14 protein-coding genes are annotated in these 17,061 nt (G+C 72.6%); 5 read left to right on the plus strand and 9 right to left on the minus strand.

Going from position 1 to position 17,061, the window contains the following annotated elements:
• Window positions 1-13: 13 nt before the first annotated feature.
• The 6 genes from ACIRQH_RS33465 to ACIRQH_RS33490 form a co-directional block, all read right to left on the minus strand.
• The gene (locus tag ACIRQH_RS33465) at window positions 14-1,033 is read right to left on the minus strand and encodes an ABC transporter permease (protein ID WP_404228539.1); all 1,020 of its coding nucleotides are present in this window, start codon (window positions 1,031-1,033) and stop codon (window positions 14-16) included.
• On the minus strand, window positions 1,030-2,568 hold the full coding sequence (locus tag ACIRQH_RS33470) for a sugar ABC transporter ATP-binding protein (RefSeq protein ID WP_358822232.1): 1,539 nt from the start codon (window positions 2,566-2,568) through the stop codon (window positions 1,030-1,032). Before ACIRQH_RS33470 ends, ACIRQH_RS33465 begins: the two co-directional genes overlap by 4 nt.
• Window positions 2,569-2,685: 117 nt before the next feature.
• Window positions 2,686-3,867, minus strand: coding sequence for an ROK family transcriptional regulator (locus ACIRQH_RS33475; RefSeq protein ID WP_358822231.1), 1,182 nt, complete (start codon window positions 3,865-3,867; stop codon window positions 2,686-2,688).
• 240 nt (window positions 3,868-4,107) lie between these two features.
• Window positions 4,108-4,782: a GntR family transcriptional regulator gene (locus ACIRQH_RS33480; protein ID WP_358822230.1), complete on the minus strand. Its 675-nt coding sequence runs from the start codon at window positions 4,780-4,782 to the stop codon at window positions 4,108-4,110.
• A gap of 180 nt (window positions 4,783-4,962) precedes the next feature.
• Window positions 4,963-5,910, minus strand: coding sequence for a beta-ketoacyl-ACP synthase III (locus tag ACIRQH_RS33485; protein ID WP_388875699.1), 948 nt, complete (start codon window positions 5,908-5,910; stop codon window positions 4,963-4,965).
• A gap of 240 nt (window positions 5,911-6,150) precedes the next feature.
• A complete protein-coding gene (locus tag ACIRQH_RS33490) occupies window positions 6,151-7,482 on the minus strand; it encodes an OFA family MFS transporter (protein WP_404228543.1) in 1,332 nt (443 codons plus the stop codon).
• 278 nt (window positions 7,483-7,760) lie between these two features.
• On the opposite strand from ACIRQH_RS33490, the gene ACIRQH_RS33495 reads away from it, so the two are divergent.
• A complete protein-coding gene (locus tag ACIRQH_RS33495) occupies window positions 7,761-8,732 on the plus strand; it encodes a 2-dehydropantoate 2-reductase (RefSeq protein WP_358822227.1) in 972 nt (323 codons plus the stop codon).
• A gap of 169 nt (window positions 8,733-8,901) precedes the next feature.
• Window positions 8,902-9,765, plus strand: coding sequence for a formate dehydrogenase accessory sulfurtransferase FdhD (fdhD, locus tag ACIRQH_RS33500; protein ID WP_358822226.1), 864 nt, complete (start codon window positions 8,902-8,904; stop codon window positions 9,763-9,765).
• Between the two features lie 72 nt (window positions 9,766-9,837).
• On the opposite strand, the gene ACIRQH_RS33505 is transcribed toward fdhD, so the two are convergent.
• A complete protein-coding gene (locus ACIRQH_RS33505) occupies window positions 9,838-10,653 on the minus strand; it encodes a LysR family transcriptional regulator (RefSeq protein WP_404228548.1) in 816 nt (271 codons plus the stop codon).
• Between the two features lie 140 nt (window positions 10,654-10,793).
• Here ACIRQH_RS33505 and ACIRQH_RS33510 point away from each other — a divergent pair, with 140 nt between their 5' ends.
• Window positions 10,794-11,513, plus strand: coding sequence for an SDR family oxidoreductase (locus ACIRQH_RS33510; RefSeq protein WP_404228551.1), 720 nt, complete (start codon window positions 10,794-10,796; stop codon window positions 11,511-11,513).
• A gap of 344 nt (window positions 11,514-11,857) precedes the next feature.
• Here the strand turns inward: ACIRQH_RS33510 and ACIRQH_RS33515 are convergent, their stop codons facing one another.
• Entirely contained in the window at window positions 11,858-12,400 is a 543-nt protein-coding gene (locus ACIRQH_RS33515) for an isochorismatase family protein (RefSeq protein ID WP_388876420.1), read from the minus strand.
• A 389-nt stretch (window positions 12,401-12,789) separates the two neighbouring features.
• Here ACIRQH_RS33515 and ACIRQH_RS33520 point away from each other — a divergent pair, with 389 nt between their 5' ends.
• Entirely contained in the window at window positions 12,790-14,766 is a 1,977-nt protein-coding gene (locus ACIRQH_RS33520) for an exo-alpha-sialidase (protein WP_404228554.1), read from the plus strand.
• 10 nt (window positions 14,767-14,776) lie between these two features.
• The gene (locus ACIRQH_RS33525; protein ID WP_404228557.1) at window positions 14,777-16,012 is read left to right on the plus strand and encodes a DUF4185 domain-containing protein; all 1,236 of its coding nucleotides are present in this window, start codon (window positions 14,777-14,779) and stop codon (window positions 16,010-16,012) included.
• On the opposite strand, the gene ACIRQH_RS33530 is transcribed toward ACIRQH_RS33525, so the two are convergent.
• The gene (locus ACIRQH_RS33530; RefSeq protein ID WP_404228675.1) at window positions 15,948-17,057 is read right to left on the minus strand and encodes a bile acid:sodium symporter family protein; all 1,110 of its coding nucleotides are present in this window, start codon (window positions 17,055-17,057) and stop codon (window positions 15,948-15,950) included. The two genes, ACIRQH_RS33525 and ACIRQH_RS33530, sit on opposite strands and share 65 nt — an antisense overlap.
• Between the last annotated feature and the right edge of the window lie 4 nt (window positions 17,058-17,061).

Below are 17,061 nucleotides of genomic sequence, written 5' to 3' on the forward strand. Positions count from 1 at the left end.
GACCCTTCCCGTGTCAGGTCGTGCTTGCTGTGCGCCGCTGGACCAGGACCGCGGCGACGATGATCGCGCCCTTGGCGATCTGCTGGACGTCGCTCTGGAGGTTGTTCAGCGCGAAGATGTTGGTGATCGTCGTGAAGATGAGGACGCCCAGCACGGAGCCGGTGATGGTGCCGCGGCCTCCGCTGAGCAGGGTGCCGCCGATGATCGCGGCGGCGATGGCGTCGAGTTCGTACAGGTTGCCGTTGGTGTTCTGGCCGGAGCCGGACAGGATGATCAGCAGGAACGCGGCGATGCCGCAGCACAGTCCGGACAGCAGGTAGAGGTAGAGCCGCTGGCGCCGTACGCCGATGCCGGCGAGGCGGGCCGCCTCCGCGTTGCCGCCGACGGCGACGGTGCGACGGCCGAAGGTGGTGCGGTTCAGGATCAGCCAGCCGATGACGGTGACGACGGCGAAGACGAGGACCAGCGGCGGGATTCCCAGCACGTAGGCGTCGCGCTCACCGAGCCCGAGGACGCCGTCCACCGAGACGATCTGGGTCCTGCCGTCGGTGATCTGTAGGGCGAGGCCGCGGGCCGAGGCGAGCATGGCGAGCGTGGCGATGAAGGGGACCATCCGGCCGTACGCGACGAGCAGTCCGTTGACGAGGCCGCAGCCCAGGCCGACGAGCACCGCGGTGAAGAGGATGCCCGCGAAGCCGTACTCCTGGGTGGCGACCGTGGTCGCCCACACCGAGGACAGCGCGACGATCGCGCCGACCGACAGGTCGATGCCGCCGGAGGTGATGACGAAGGTCATGCCGACGGTGACGACACCGATCACCGAGGCCTGGGTGAGGACGAGTTGGAGGTTGCGGGTGTCGAGGAACTCGTCGGGCCTGGTCACTCCTCCGATGGCGATGAGGGCGGCGAGGACACCGAGGAGCGAGAGGGTGCGGACGTCGGCGCGGGCCACGACCGAGCGCCACGCGGGGAGTTCACCCGTCGAGGGCACCTTGCCGGTGCCTTCCCGGGGCGGGGACACGTGCTGCGTCATGACGCGGGGCTCCCTTCACTGGCCACAGGGCTTCCTTCCATGACGAGGTCGAGTACGCGGTGTTCGTCCAGCTCCGCGGCCGGTGCCTCGTGGACGACGTGGCCCTCGCGGAGCACGAGGACCCGGTCGGCGAGTCCGAGCACCTCGGGCACCTCGCTGGAGACCATGAGGACGGCGAGCCCCTCGTCGGCGAGCCGCCGGACGACGGCGTACAGCTCGGCGCGGGCGCCGACGTCGACCCCGCGGGTGGGTTCGTCGAGGAGCAGGACCCGGCAGCCGCGCAGCAGCCAGCGGGCGAGCACGGCCTTCTGCTGGTTCCCGCCGGACAGCGTGCGGACCGGCACGGACGGGTTGTCGGGGCGCAGCGAGAGTTCCCGGGTCGCGGCCCGCGCCGCGTCGCGCTCGGCCCGCCGGTCGATCCAGCCGCCGTGCGCGTAGCGGGACATGGACGACACGGACACGTTGCGGGTGACGGACTCCAGCATCAGCAGGGCCTGGGCCTTGCGTTCCTCGGGGGCGAGGCCGAGCCCGGCGCGCACGGCGGCGCGCACACTGCCGGTGCGCAGCGGCTTGCCGCCGACGTCGACCCGGCCGGTCGTGGGCCTGCGCGCCCCGTAGATCGTCTCCAGGATCTCGGAGCGTCCGGAGCCGACGAGCCCCGCCAGACCGACGATCTCGCCGGGACGCACGTCGAGGTCGAGGGGTGCGAACTCGCCTTCCCGGGACAGGCCCCGGACCGTGAGGACGGGGTCGGCCGCCGGCCGTTCCGCGGGTCGGTCGGGGAAAACGTACTCGACGTTGCGGCCGGTCATCAGGGCCACGACCTCGCGGGTCGGGGTGGATCTGGCGGGGAGCCCGCCCGCGACCGCCCGCCCGTCCTTCAGCACGGTGACCCGGTCGCCGATGCGGCGGATCTCCTCCAGCCGGTGCGAGATGTACACGACGGCGACGCCGCCGGCGGTCAGGCCGCCGACGATGCGGAAGAGGTTGTCGACCTCGTCGGGGTCGAGGGCGGCGGACGGCTCGTCCATGACGATCAGCCGGACGTCGTGGGAGAGCGCCCGGGCCATGGAGACGATCTGCTGCTGGGCCGCCGACAGGTCGCCGACGAGCCGCCCCGGATCGATCTCCGGGTGTCCGAGCCGCTTGAGCAGCGCGGCTGTCGAGGTCTTGGCGGCCTTTCCGCGGACGACGAATCCGGCGGTGGTCAGTTCGTGTCCGAGATGGACGTTCTCGGCCACCGACAGGCCCTCCACCAGGTCGAGTTCCTGGTAGATGGTGGCGATGCCGAGGCGCATCGCGGCGATCGGGGACCGGAGGGTGACGGGTTCGCCCCGCCAGGTGATGGTGCCGTCGTCGGGCTGGTGGGCGCCGGCCAGGACCTTGATGAGCGTGGACTTCCCGGCACCGTTCTGGCCGAGCAGACAGTGGACCTCGCCGGCCTGCACGTCGAGGTCGACGCCGTCGAGGGCCCGGACGCCGGGGAACGACTTGGTGATGCCGGACATGGTGAGCAGCGGTGGTTCGGGTGCCATGACGGTTCCCCTTGGCAGGCGTGCGGGCCGGTTGCCGGGTGGTGCGCGTGCAGGGCGAGCTGTTTTCGGACACGGCGGAGCCGGGCGTCGTGCCGGTGCTCCGTGGTGGGGTGCGGGTTACGCGGGTGAGAACAGGTGGTCGCTGATCAGCCGGGCCCCGCCGATGACTCCGGCGGTCGGGCCCAGCTCCCCGAGGACGATGGGCAGGTTGCCGGTCGCGAGCGGAAGCGACTGGCGGTAGACCTGGGTGCGGATCGCGGCGAGCAGGGTGTGGCCGAGACCCGTCACCCCGCCGCCGATCACCACCAGGCCCGGATTGAAGAAGCTGACGAGTGCGGCGATGACCTGGCCGGTGCGGTTGCCGCCCTCCCGGATCAGGTCGAGCGCTGTGGCGTCGCCCGCGGCGGCGGCCGCGGCGACGTCGACGGCGGTGAGGCCGCCGTTCGCCTCCAGCCGCGCGGCGAGTTCGGCCGACCGTCCCTGGTGGGCGGCCTCCACGGCGTCGCGCGCGAGCGCGGCACCGCTGAAGTGGGCCTCCAGGCAGCCCCGGTTGCCGCAGGCGCACGGACGTCCGCCGGGCACGGCCTGGATGTGCCCGATGTCCCCCGCGCTGCCGGTCGCCCCGCGGTGCACCTCTCCGCCGACGACGATGCCGCAGCCGATGCCGGTGCCGATCTTGACGCAGAGGAAGTCGCCCACGGAGCGGGCGACGCCCGCGTGCTGCTCCCCCATCGCCATCAGGTTCACGTCGTTGTCGACCATGACGGGGCAGCCGAGTTCCTGGCTGAGTGCCTCGCGGACCGGGAACCCGTCCCAGCCGGGCATGATCGGCGGGGCGACCGGTACGCCTTCGGGGAAGCGGACCGGTCCCGGGACGCCGATGCCGGCGCCGTCGAATCCCTCCGCGAACCCCGAGGCCTTCAACTTCGCCGCCATGCTCAGGACTTGTTCGAAGACCGCGACCGGGCCCTCGCGGACGTCCATCGGCTGGTTGATGTGTCCCAGGATCTCCAGTTCGGCGTTCGTGACGGCCACGTCGACCGAGGTGGCTCCGATGTCGACGCCCAGGAAGCGCAGCGCCGGCGCGAGCCGGATGTTGTGGGAGCGGCGACCGCCGCGTGAGGCGGCGAGGCCGTCCGCCACGACGAGCCCGGTCTCCAGGAGCCGGTCCACCTCGACGGCCAGCTTCGACCGTGACAGGTCGATCTGATCGCCGAGCTGGGCCCGGGAGTTGGGGCCGCCGTCACGCAACAGCCTGAGCAGCCGGGCCTGATGGGCGTTCGCGGGTCGTGCCGTCATCCGTCTCACGTGCCCCTCCCCGCCCCACCGGCCTGCGTCCGTCGGTTTCCGGCCACGCGCACCGGTCGTGCTTTCGAGGGGAACGTAGCAGCGGCTGCCGGAGGTGGGAAGAAGTAGCGCAGCAATCGGCACCCACTTTCTCCACTCCGTGGACAAAGACGGGCGCGCGGGCATCCGTCGGACCGTCGACGGGGGCACCGCGGACGGTCGGCGGGTCAGTCGACTCCGTTGGTCAGCGGGTCACTTCGCGCGCTCGTGGTACATCTTCCGGGTGTGCTCCGTGTGGGCCCGCATGACCGCGGTGGCGCGCTGGCCGTCACCTCCCGCGATCGCGGCGATCAGCTCGCGGTGCTCGATCCAGGACTGCCGGCCGCGCTGCCGGGCGACCGGCGTGTAGTACCAGCGGACCCGGCGGTCGACCTGCGCGGCGAGCTCCGCGAGCACCGCGTTCCCGGCGAGCTCCATGACCTTGGCGTGCAGCCGGGCGTTCAGCGCGACCGCGGCGTCCACGTCGTCGGCGGCCACCGCCCGCTCGCCCTGCCCGCACAGGTCCTCCAGTGCGCTGATCGCGTCACTGCCCGCGTTGGCGGCGGCGAGCCGGGCCGCCTCGGCCTCCAGGAGCGTCCGCACCGTGAGGAGTTGGTCGGCCTCCTCCTCCGTCGGCTCGTGCACGAACGCGCCCTGGGCGGGCCGCAGATCGACCCAGCCCTCCGTGCTCAGCCGCTGCAGCGCCTCCCGTACCGGCTGCCGGGACACCCCGAGGTGACCGGCGAGTTCGCTCTCGACGAGGTGCTGGCCCGGCTGGAGGGCACGGGTGGTGATGAGTTCGAGCAGCGCCTCGTACACACGGTCACGCAGTGGGCCGGGCCGTTCGAGCCTGGGTACCGCTCCCTGAGGCAGTCCTGCCGACAACATCACGGTCCCTCCTGGGCAGCGCCGTCGCCGCGATAGGGAAAGTCAATTATGAATTGTCTTTCGCCTACAGTCTACGGCGCACAAAGCCGCGCAGGGCACGGGAGTTGGGCCTGTCGCACGGGGGTGGGCCGGATCATGGCCGTGGCCCGCCGGCAGCCCGGCGGGGTGGCGGGAGCCGGATCAGGGGCAGCGGACGACCTGTCCCGCGTACGAGAGGTTGCCGCCGAAGCCGAACAGCAGGACGGGGTCGCCCGAGGAGATCTCGCCGCGCTCGACGAGCTTGGAGAAGGCGAGGGGGATGCTCGCGGCCGAGGTGTTCCCGGACTCGACGACGTCCCGCGCGACGACGGCGTTGACCGCGCCGATCTTCTGGGCGAGCGGCTCGATGATGCGCAGGTTCGCCTGGTGCAGGACGACGCCGGCGAGGTCCTCGGGGGTGAGGCCGGCGCGCTCGCAGGCCCTGCGGGCGATCGGCGGGAGCTGGGTGGTCGCCCAGCGGTAGACGCTCTGGCCCTCCTGCGCGAAGCGCGCTGGGGTGCCCTCGATGCGGACGGCGTTCCCCATCTCGGGCACCGAGCCCCACAGCACGGGGCCGATGCCGGGCTCCGCGCCCGGCGCGCAGGCCTCGACGACGGCGGCGCCCGCGCCGTCCCCGACCAGGACGCAGGTCGTGCGGTCGGTCCAGTCCGCCACCTCGGACATCTTGTCGGCGCCGATGACCAGCGCCCGGGTCGCGGCACCGGCGCGCACGGCGTGGTCGGCCGTGGCGAGGGCGTGCGTGAAACCGGCGCAGACGACGTTGACGTCCATGGCGGCCGGGGAGGGGATGCCGAGGCGGGCGGAGACCCGGGCGGCCATGTTCGGGGAACGGTCGACGGCGGTGGACGTGGCGACGAGCACCAGGTCGATGTCGCCCGGCGTCAGTCCGGCGGCGGCGAGCGCCTTGGCGGCGGCGTGCGCGGCCAGCTCGTCGACCGGCTCGTCGGGCCCGGCGATGTGCCGCGTCCGGATACCGACCCGGCTCCTGATCCACTCGTCACTGGTGTCGACCATGCCCGCCAGGTCCTCGTTGGTGAGTACCTTGGCGGGCTGGTAATGGCCGACGGCGGCGATCCGTGAGCCGTTCATGAGTGGTCCCCCTCGTTGCCTTGGGTAGCGGGATCCACCAGTCTGATCAGTGACTCACGGGTACGACGGCAGGTGATGCCACAGGATCTGGGCGCCAGGCTTGTCGGCTTCTGTCAGACTCTCGGACGCCCGAACACTCACCCGCTGAACAGTTGTGTCGCTTTCTGTACCAGCTCGTAGACGCCATAACACAGCGGTGCGCCCACCCAGAGCCAGGCGAAGGCGATGAGCGGTCGCCGGTCAGGCGGACTCGGGCTGCTGTCGTGCGACATCGGCTGCCTCCCTCGGTGCGGGGACGTGGTGGCGGGGGTGGACGGGCCGCACGAACTCGTTGGCGACGAAGCCTACGACGAGCAGCCCGATCATGATCAGGAACGACATGCCGTAGAGGGACGAGCCGTGTTTGCCGGCCGCCTCCTGGTGGTCCGCGATCCGGTTGACGATCAGCGGTCCGAGCACGCCCGCCGTGGACCACGCGGTGAGCAGCCGCCCGTGGATCGCGCCGACCTGATAAGTGCCGAAGAGATCCTTCAGGTACGCCGGAACGGTGGCGAAGCCCCCGCCGTAGAAGGAGAGGATCACCAGGGCGCCGATGATGAACAGCGGCTTGGAGGAGTCCCCGAACCAGGCGATGAGCGCGTACATGAGCGCGCCGACGCCGAGGTAGAGGCGGTAGATGTTCTTGCGTCCGATCAGGTCGGAGGTCGAGGACCAGCCGATCCGGCCGGCCATGTTGGCGGCGGACAGCAGGGCGACGAAGCCGGCGGCCGCGGAGACGGACACGGGGGTGGAGCCGTCGGCGAAGAAGTCCGTGATCATCGGGGCGGCCTTCTCCAGGATGCCGATGCCCGCGGTCACGTTCATGCAGAGCACGATCCACAGGCACCAGAACTGCGGGGTGCGCACCGCGCTGCGTGCCGACACCTGCACGCCGTCGAGCGCGCTCGGCCCGGAGGCGACCGGCCGCTCACCGCGCGGAACGCGCACCAGCAGGACACCGAGCGTCATGAAGACGGCGTACGTCAGTCCGTGCACGAGGAACGCGAGGGCGATGCCGGAGGAGTCGGACCCGAAGGACTTCAGCATCTGGGCGGACCAGGGCGAGGCGATCAGCGCGCCGCCGCCGAAGCCCATGATCGCGATACCGGTGGCCATGCCGGGCCGGTCCGGGAACCACTTGATCAAGGTGGACACCGGCGATATGTAGCCGATGCCGAGGCCGATCCCGCCGACGAATCCGTAGCCGAACACGATCAGCCAGTACTGCTCGGTGGCGGCGCCGAGCGCGGCGATCAGGAAGCCGGAGGAGAAGCAGACGAGGGCGACGGTCATCGCCCAGCGCGGGCCGTTGCGCTCGACGAGCGTGCCGCCGAACGCGGCGGACAGACCGAGCATCACGATGCCGAGCTGGAAGGGCAGCGCGCTCTCGGTCCCGCTGAGACCGAGCGAGGACTCGAGCGGTGGCTTGAAGACGCTCCAGGCGTAGGCCTGACCGATGGAGAGGTGGACCGACAGGGCAGCCGGCGGGACGAGCCAGCGGCTCCAGCCGGGGGGTGCGACAGGGGGGCTCATGATCCGGAACGATAGGAAGCGGTTGCCCGGCTGGGAACCCGCCTGACGCAAACCGGCGGGACGCGTGCGACGAGCGGTCCTCCTGACGCGACGAACGGTCGCGGGCGCCGGCCGAACGGGCACGCGGACGGCGGCCCGGTCACGCGGGTGGCCGATTCACCCACTACGCCCGGTGGTTGTCGAATCCCTTGCCGACACCCATTCCATCCTGTAGACAATATTTCGTCGACAGAGTTCGGAAGTTCCTCGGTACCCTCGACCGAACGGAGCGCCACACAGTGAGAGTCGCAGTTCTCGGCGCCGGTGCGATCGGCGCCTACGTCGGCGCCGCGCTGCACCGAGCGGGCGCCGACGTGCATCTCGTGGCCCGTGGACCGCATCTCGCGGCCATGAGGCAGCACGGCGTCCAAGTCCTCAGCCCGCGCGGCGACTTCACCGCCCGGGCCCATGCCACCGACGACCCGGCCGAGATCGGCCCGGTCGACTACGTCTTCCTCGGCCTCAAGGCCAACTCGTACGCGGCGTGCGGGCCGCTCATCGAGCCGCTGCTGCACGACACCACGGCGGTGATCGCCGCCCAGAACGGGATCCCGTGGTGGTACTTCCACCGGCACGGCGGACCCCACGACGGTCACCGTGTGGAGAGCGTGGACCCCGGCGGCGCGGTCAGCGCGGTGCTCGCGCCGGAGCGGGCCATCGGCTGCGTCGTGTACGCCGCCACGGAACTGGAGGGGCCCGGCGTCGTCCGCCACCTCGAAGGCACCCGGTTCTCCATCGGGGAACCGGACCGGTCCGTATCGGCACGCTGCCGGGCGTTCGGCGACGCGATGCGGGAGGGCGGACTGAAGTGCCCGGTCGAGCCGGACCTGCGCAACGACATCTGGCTCAAGCTGCTCGGCAACATCTCCTTCAACCCGATCAGCGCACTCGCCCGCGCCACGATGCGGCAGATGTGCCTGCACGGCGGGACGCGCAAGGTCATCGAGATCATGATGACCGAGACGCTGAGCGTCGCCGAGGCACTCGGCTGCGAGGTGGGGGTGTCCATCGAGCGGCGCCTCGCCGGCGCCGAGCGGGTCGGGGACCACCGCACCTCCACGCTGCAGGACCTGGAGCGCGGCAAACCGCTGGAACTCGACGTGCTGCTCGCGGCCGTCGTGGAACTCGCCGAGATCACCGGGGTGCCGGTGCCGACGCTGCGCACCGTCCACGCCATCTCGGACCTGCTCGCGCTGCGGACGGCGGCATGAGCGCGGAGCGGGCCGCGAGGCCGGGCGGCATGCGGTCCGCTCCGCGGGTGCAGGACAATGAGGACCAGATGGTCACCCGGTCGCGCGACGGGCCGGTGACCCGCACGGCAACCGCCGCACAAGGGCCTCTTCGGCCGGCCGCACGGACAGAACCGGGACTGATCAGGACATGGGACGAGTCACGGAACGACGCAAGGTGATCCGCATCCGGGACGGGGCCGTGAACACCCGCCCCGACACGCTCGTCGCCGAGGAGCCGCTGGAGATCCGTCTCAACGGCAAACCCCTCGCCATCACGATGCGCACCCCGGGCGACGACTTCGCGCTCGCGGCGGGCTTCCTGGTCAGCGAGGGGGTGCTGGGCGCGGCCGAGGAACTGCAGAACATCGTGTACTGCGCCGGCGCCACCGTGGACGGCTCCAACAGCTACAACGTCGTCGACGTACGGACCGCGCCGGGCGTCGTCATCCCCGACATCACGCTCGAACGCAACGTGTACACGACGTCCTCCTGCGGCCTGTGCGGCAAGGCGAGCCTCGACGCGGTGCGCACCACGGCCCGCTGGCCCGTCGACGACACGGCGGGCGACACCACTCCCCCGGTGCGGCTGGAGCCCGAACTGCTCGCGTGCCTCCCCGACCGGCTGCGCGCGGCCCAGCGGGTCTTCGACCGGACCGGGGGTCTGCACGCGGCGGCGCTGTTCACCGAGGAGGGCGAGCTGGTGGACGTCCGCGAGGACGTGGGCCGGCACAACGCGGTCGACAAGCTGGTCGGCCTCGCCCTGCAGAACGGCACGCTCCCGCTCTCCCGGACGGTCCTGCTGGTCTCCGGCCGGGCCTCCTTCGAGCTGGCGCAGAAAGCGGTGATGGCCGGCATCCCGGTGCTGGCGGCGGTCTCCGCCCCGTCGTCGCTCGCGGTCGACCTGGCCGCGGAGACCGGCCTGACCCTGGTCGGCTTCCTGCGCGGCTCCAACATGAACGTGTACGCGGGCGAGCACCGGATCGCTCTGCGGGCCGCGGCCGCCCAGGGCTGACCAGGCTCCCCGCGACACGGCGGCGGGGCCCCGAACGGCGGGGTGCGCCCCCTGCGCCGGAGGGGCCCCGCCTCAGCCGCGCACCCCCGCGACCTCGGCGAACGCGGCGACCAGGGGGGCGTGACGGCCCGCCTCCCAGGCGAGGAACACCTGGTCGGGCGGCGCGTCCGTGACGGGCACGTAGGTGATGTCCGGTCGGGAGTACTGCGCGGCCACGGACTCCGGTACGAGCGTGATGCCGGCGCCGCCAGCCACCCGCTCGAACTTCTCCTCGACGGTCCGGATCGGTGTGTCGTCCGGGCCGGGATCGGAGTAGCGCAGCCAGCTCTCGCCGTCCAGGTCGCCGAGCACGAGCTCCGGTTTCCCGGCCAGCCGATGGGCGGCCGGCAGCATGGCGACCCTGGCCTCGCCGAACAGGGGCAGCAGGGTGAGTCCCCGCTCGTCGACGGGCCTGCGGACGAAGGCGACGTCGACGGTCCCGTCGAGGATCAGCTGCTCCTGGTCGTCCCATTCGACGCGGCGGGCTGCCACGTCCACGTCGGGGTGGCCGGCGGAGAAGGCGCGCAGGGCGTGGGTGACGACCACCCCGGCCCGGAAGCCCACGACGAGCCGGCGCGGGCCGCGGGCCGCACGGTGCGCCCGGCGCCGGGCGGCCTCTGCTGCGGAGAGCAACGGGCCCGCGTCGTCGTGGAGTTGACGTCCGGCGGCCGTCAACCGGACACCGTGGCTGTCGCGGTCGAAGAGCACCGCGTCCAAGTCCTTCTCCAGGGACCTGATCTGACGGCTCAGCACCGGCTGGGCGATGTGCAGCCGCTCCGCCGCGCGCCCGAAGTGCAGCAGCTCGGCCACCGTCACGAAGTAGCGGACCTTGCGCAGGTCGAGATCCACGGCCGCCCCTTCCGTCCGTCCGTCGGCGATGCCTTCAGGGTATCGCCGACGCCGGAAGAGGTCTTGGACGGCGGGGCGGCAGGGCGCGCAGGCTTGCGGACACCGGGGCGGCCCCGGGGAGAACGCGGAAGGGAACGGACATGGGTCTGCGAGGACAGCGGGTCGTCGTGATCGGCGGTACGGCGGGGATCGGGTTCGCGGTCGCGGAGGCGGCGGCGCGGGAGGGGGCGGAGGTGGTGGTCGCCTCGCGCCGCCGGGAGAGTGTGGACGCCGCGCTGAAGAGGCTGCCCGCGGGAGCAGGGGGTGAGGTGCTGGACGCCACCGACGAGGAGGCCGTCCGGGAGTTCTTCGGCCGGACCGGCGCGTTCGACCATCTCGTCTACACAGCCGGCGAGTCCCTGCTGCTGGGGAGCCTCGCGGAGTCGGACCTGACGCGGGCCCGGGGATTCCTGGACACCCGGCTGTGGGGTGCGTACACGGCCGTGAAGCACGGCGCGCCGGCGATCCGGGAGGGCGGCTCCGTGGTCCTGACGACCGGTACGGCCGGGCGCCGGCCCATGCCGGGGACGACGGTCGCGGCGAGCCTGTGCGGGGCGATGGAGTCGCTCACCCGGGCTCTGGCCCTGGAGCTCGCGCCGCTCCGGGTGAACGCCGTCTCGCCGGGGGTGGTGCGCACGGAGCTGTGGCGGGACCTGCCCGCGCAGGACCGCGAGGGACTGTTCGCGTCGGCCGCCGGCTCGCTCCCCGTCGGCCGGGCGGGCGAGCCGGAGGACATCGCCGAGGCCTACCTCTACCTGATGCGCGGCGGCTACTCCACCGGCTCGGTGGTCGTCGTGGACGGGGGCGGGGTACTGGTCTGAGGACCGGGCCGCCCGAACGCGGGACACCGGGCCGGAGGCAGGGCGCCGGACCGGGCAACGGTCCGGCGCGCGCTTCGCGCCGCAGAGGCCGGCGGGAGGCGTCGCGGCGCGTCCCACCGGTACACACCGCGACGCCAGCGAGGTTCACCGGCATCGCGCGGCGTCCGCGCGTCACGACGGCGGCCGTGCCCCGGCACGTCAGCGGCACGTCACCGCGCGTCAGCTCACCTCGGCGTGCCTCCTCGCCTCGCCGCCCACCGCGAGGCGAGGAGGCACGCCGGCTCCCCCGGCACCCGCAGCACTGCGCCGCGCGGTGCGGCGCACCGATCTCCCCGGTACACCGCTCACCGGGCTGCGAAGCGCACCTCCGCCGCGGTCACGACGGTGCCGAGGCGGGGGAAGTCCAGCCGGATGGAGGCATCGTGCTCGGGGGCGGTGAACGCGGCCATCGCGTCCTCGACGAAGACGAGGTCGTAGCCGAGGTCGCCGGCGGCGCGAGCGGTGGACTCGACCCCCAGGTTCGTGGCGATCCCGCCGAACACCACGGTGGAGACGCCGTGTTCGCGCAGCTTGTCGTCGAGACCGGTGCCCTGGAACCCGCCGATGGTCCGCTTCACGATCTCCAGGTCGCCGGCCTCGGCGAGCCCGGCGACGAGTCCGCTGCCGGGGGGCTGCTCGGGCACACCGGACCGCTCGACCCGGACGAGCACGACGAGCGCGCCCGCCTTGCGGAAGGTGGCCGCCAACTCCTCGGCGGTGGCCAGGACTTCGGTGCCCTTGTGGGGCGCCAGGGGCAGCGCCACGATGCGCTCCATCAGATCGACGAGCACGAGGGCGGTGCACGCCGGATCGAGGGCGAGGCGGGGTTCGGCTTCGGGTGCGGTCATGACGGAACGTTAGCCCGCATCAGCCGTCCGTACCGGAAATCCGGATCAACAAGCCCGTGAACTGCTCTCGCCGGGGCCGTCGGGCGTGGCACGGACGGCCGGTGCGGCCCGCGTTCTCGCGGTCCGCGCCCCTCCCGCCGTACGGCCACGAGCCGACACGCGCGGCCGTGCGCCGTCCGGTCCTCCCGGGGCGGCCCGAGGCAAGGTGATCTCGCGCCCGAACGCTCCGTCCGCCCGTCGTCGAGCGGGCGAAAATCTGGCGTGAACACGACCGGTGCATGCTCCTTGTGAGGTGCGTGAGTGCCCAAGTAGCGTCTGCGGCGCGAACGTTGGACGTGGGATGTCCAGAGAATCCGGATTGCCCAGCCGTACGAAGGGCAGGTCGCACCATGCCGTCACGCCTCCGCAGCCGTCTGAGATCCGCCCTCGCCGCGCGGCCGGGCCCGGAATTCGCCGCCCGCCCGCGCCACCGCTCCCGCACCCGTCCGGGCGCCGCCCTCACCGCTCTCCTGGGCGTCGCCGCACTGCTCACGCTGCCCGGCACGGCACACGCGTCGCCGGCCGATACCGCCCCGGTCGCCACTGCCACCACCACGTCCGCGCCCGGTACCTTCGAACAGCAGGTGCTGTTCAAGGCCTCCCAGGACCCGGGCTACGCCTGCTTCCGCATCCCGTCCGTCGTGCGGACCACCGACGGGACGCTGCTGGCGTTCGCCGAGGGGCGCGTTCTGAACTGCGGTGACGCGGCGGACATCGACATCGTGGTCAAGCGCTCCAGCGACGGCGGGCGCACCTGGAGCCCTCTGCGGGTCGTCAACGACGGGGGCGGCGACACCCATGGCAACCCCACCCCGGTCGTGGACCGGGAGAGCGGCCGGATCCTGCTCGCCGAGACGTACAACACGGGCCGCACCGACAGCGCGAGCTGCTCCGTGCCGTGCGACCGCACCCCGCACCTCCAGTACAGCGACGACGACGGTCTCACCTGGTCGCGGCCGCGCGACCTGAGCGAGGAGATCCTGCCCGCGGACTGGAACTCCTGGTACGCCACCGGCCCGGTGCACGGCATCCAGCTCACCCGGGGACGGCACGCGGGACGCCTCGTCTTCGCCGTCAACACCGAGACGTGGAACGGCGGTCGGGTCACCGCCAACAACGCCGCGCTCATCACCAGCGACGACGGCGGCGACCACTGGGACATCGGCGCCCGGGACTCCTGGCCGATCGCGGACGACGGGACCTTCCGCCAGAAGCCCTCCGAGATGACGCTCACCGAGCGGACCGACGGATCGGTCCTGGTCAGCGGCCGCGAGCAGGACGGCACCGACCTGGGACACCGCACCCAGGCGGTGAGCCGGGACGGCGGCGACAGCTTCGTGTCGCCCTTCGCCGCCCTCCCCGACCTGTACGCACCCCAGGTGCAGGGCTCGGTCCTGCGCGTCGGCGACCGGATCCTGCTGGCCTGCCCGGGCGACCCGGACCGCCGCCGGACCATGATGATCCGCTCCTCCTACGACGGCGGACGTACCTGGGACAGCGTCGACCGCGGCACCGTCGTGACCACCGACTGGTCGGGCTACTCCGACCTCGTACGCATCGACGGCGACGCGGTGGGCCTGCTGTACGAGGGCGGCGCGGTCGACGCGCGCGACGAGATCCGCTTCGCCCGCTTCACCGAGGACTGGCTCCAGCCCCGCCGTGCGCCCGACCCGACGACGGCCGACCTCGTGCCGTTCGCCCGGCGGGCCGCGGTGCTCGGCGGTGCCCGCGAGACGGCGGGCGTCCGCGGCGGCGCGCTGGAGTTCGACGGCACCGACGACGCCGTACGCCTGCCCTACAGCAGCCGACTGCCGCTGGGCGCCGAGGACTTCACCGCGTCCCTGTGGTTCCGCTACACGGCGACCAGCGGTGAACAGCCGTTGCTGTGGATGGGCGGGATCGGTACGACGCAGCCGCAGGTGTGGGTGCGCGGGGAGCCCGCGTCCGGCCGGATCACCGGTCTCATCACCACCAGGAACGGCGCGGCCGCCCCGGCCACGGCGTCCGTGCGGACCACCGGCGCGTACAACGACGGCCAGTGGCACCATCTGGCGCTGCGCCGGGGCGGCGGACAGCTCACCCTGTCCGTCGACGGGACGACCGTAGGCGCCGCGGACGTACCCGGATCGGTCAGCCGGAACGCGCCGTTCGGAGTGCACATCGGCCAACGGATGGACAGCCGGGCCTACTTCACCGGCTCCATCGACGACGTGCGGGTCTACGACCGGGCGTTGAGCGACGCCGAACTGGCGGCGGAGCCCGCGGCGCGCATCACCCGCGACACCGTCCTGTGGCTGCCCATGGACCGGGTGGGCGGGGGCCACTAACGTCCCGTCCGTGCCCGAGGACGCACGAACGCGACGGCGGACCGGGACCGGGCTCGGCGTGCTGCTGGCCCTGGTCTCGGCCGCCGTGCTGCTCACCGCCCTCCCGGACCACGACCGGGAGGGCGGCGGCACGTGTGCCGCCCGCACCCTGCGATCCTGGTCCGCGGACGCGCGGCACACGGACGCGTTCGCCCGGTACGGGGACGACGCCGGCCGCGCCGACGACTGGACCGGCGGCGACGGGACCCACTCGGTGCGGCTGCCGGACGGCCGGGTGCTGTGGCTGTTCTCGGACACCTATCTCGGGCAGGTGTACGCGCCGCCGAACCCGGTCGGCGAGTCCTACGCCTGGCGCGACGCGAGCACGCCCCTGGTGCGCAACGCGGCGGTCGTCATGTCACGCGACGGCAGGCCGCTGACCACGCTGCCCACACCCCTCTTCCCCGACCCGGCCCCGCAGCAGTGGCGCTGGCCGGTGGCAGCCCGCGTCGAGGCCCGCTCCCCCGGCTCGGGCGAGCAGGTCCTGCGCGTCCTGCTGTGGACGCGCGCCACGGGCCCCGCGCCCTGGATCTACGGGGTGCCGACGGCCACCGAGGTGGCCACGCTGTCCCTGCCCGGGCTGCGCCTCGAAGGTGTCACCACGGTCCTGGACCAGCGTCAGGTGCCGGACGCCTCCCGGCGGGTCCTCTTCGGCACCACGGCCGTCGACGCGGGCGGCTGGACGTACGTCTTCGGCGGCGACGACGGCCGCGCCGTCGGACGCCCCGCCTCGCAGGCGTACGTGGCGCGGGTGCCGCGCGGCCGGCTCGGCGAGCCGGGTGCCTGGGAGTACTGGGACGGCACGGACTGGACGGTGCGCGGGCGTCCCGCGCCGGTGCTCGGGGACGGCCGGAACACCGGCGTGGGCAGCGCGTTCACCGTGGTGCGGGACGGCGGCACGTACGTCCTGTTCACCATGGCGACGGGCGCCGCGGGCCTGACCACGGTCACCTCCTACTGGGCGTGCTCCCCCACCGGGCCCTGGCACGGGCCCACCCGGGGCTTCAGCCCCCCGCTGCCGCCGGGCGAGGTGGCCGCCTACAACCCGCAGGCGCATCCCGAACTGGGCGACGGCGGCCGGATCGTCCTGAGCTACGACGTCAACTGGCTGGACGCCACGGGCGGTGCGGCACAGACGCACCTCAGCCGGAACGTGTCCCTGTACCGACCGCGCTTCGTGACGCTGCGCCTGGGGGCACCCTCCTAGCGTTCCCGGCCGATCCGGTGGTGCCGCCCACGCCGCGCGTTCCGCCGGTGCCCGTCGTCCCGTCCGGGCGGTCCGGGCCGGTTCCGTCGGCCGGTCCCGACGCCTCGGGGTCGCGGGCGCGGCGCTTGGCGATCACCGCGCACACCATCAGCTGCATCTGGTGGAAGAGCATCAGCGGGAGCACGGCGAGCGAGGCGTGCGCGCCGAACAGGACGCTGGCCATGGGCAGTCCGGAGGCGAGCGACTTCTTCGACCCGGCGAACTGGATGGCGATCCGGTCCCCCCTGCCGAAGTGCAGCGCCTTGCCGCCGTACCAGGTGAGGACCAGCATCACGGCGAGCAGCACCGCCTCGACGACCAGCAGTCCCGCCAGCCGGCCGGCGCTGACCTGGTGCCAGATGCCCTGCACCATGCCCTCGCTGAACGCGGTGTAGACGACGAGCAGGATCGAACCGCGGTCGACGTAACCGAGGACCTTCTTGTGCCGGGTGATGAACGCGCCGATCCAGGGCCGCAGCAACTGCCCGGCGACGAAAGGCACCAGCAGCTGCAGCACGATCTTGACGAGCGAGTCCGCGGAGAACCCGCCGCCGCTGTTGCCGAGCAGGGCGGCGGCGAGCAGGGGCGTGATGACGATGCCGGCCAGCGAGGAGAAGGAGCCCGCGCAGATCGCGGCGGGCACGTTGCCGCGCGCGATCGAGGTGAAGGCGATCGACGACTGGATGGTCGAGGGGACGAGCGTGAGGAAGAGCAGACCGGTGTACAGGTCGTGCGTCAGGAACACCGGGACCAGGCCGCGGGCGGCGAGACCGAGCAGCGGGAACACCACGAAGGTGCACACCAGGACCGTGGTGTGGAGCCGCCAGTGCTTGACGCCCTCCACCGCCTCACGGGTCGACAGGCGGGCGCCGTACAGGAAGAAGAGGAACGCGATCGCCGCCGTGGACGCCCCCGAGGCGACGTCCGCTCCCGTACCGCTCGCCGGCAACAGGGCGGCGAGCCCCACGGTCCCGAGCAACAGCAGGATGTACGGATCGATCGGCATCCAA

It is taken from the genome of Streptomyces sp. NPDC102279, assembly GCF_044766365.1.
Lineage (GTDB): Bacteria > Actinomycetota > Actinomycetes > Streptomycetales > Streptomycetaceae > Streptomyces.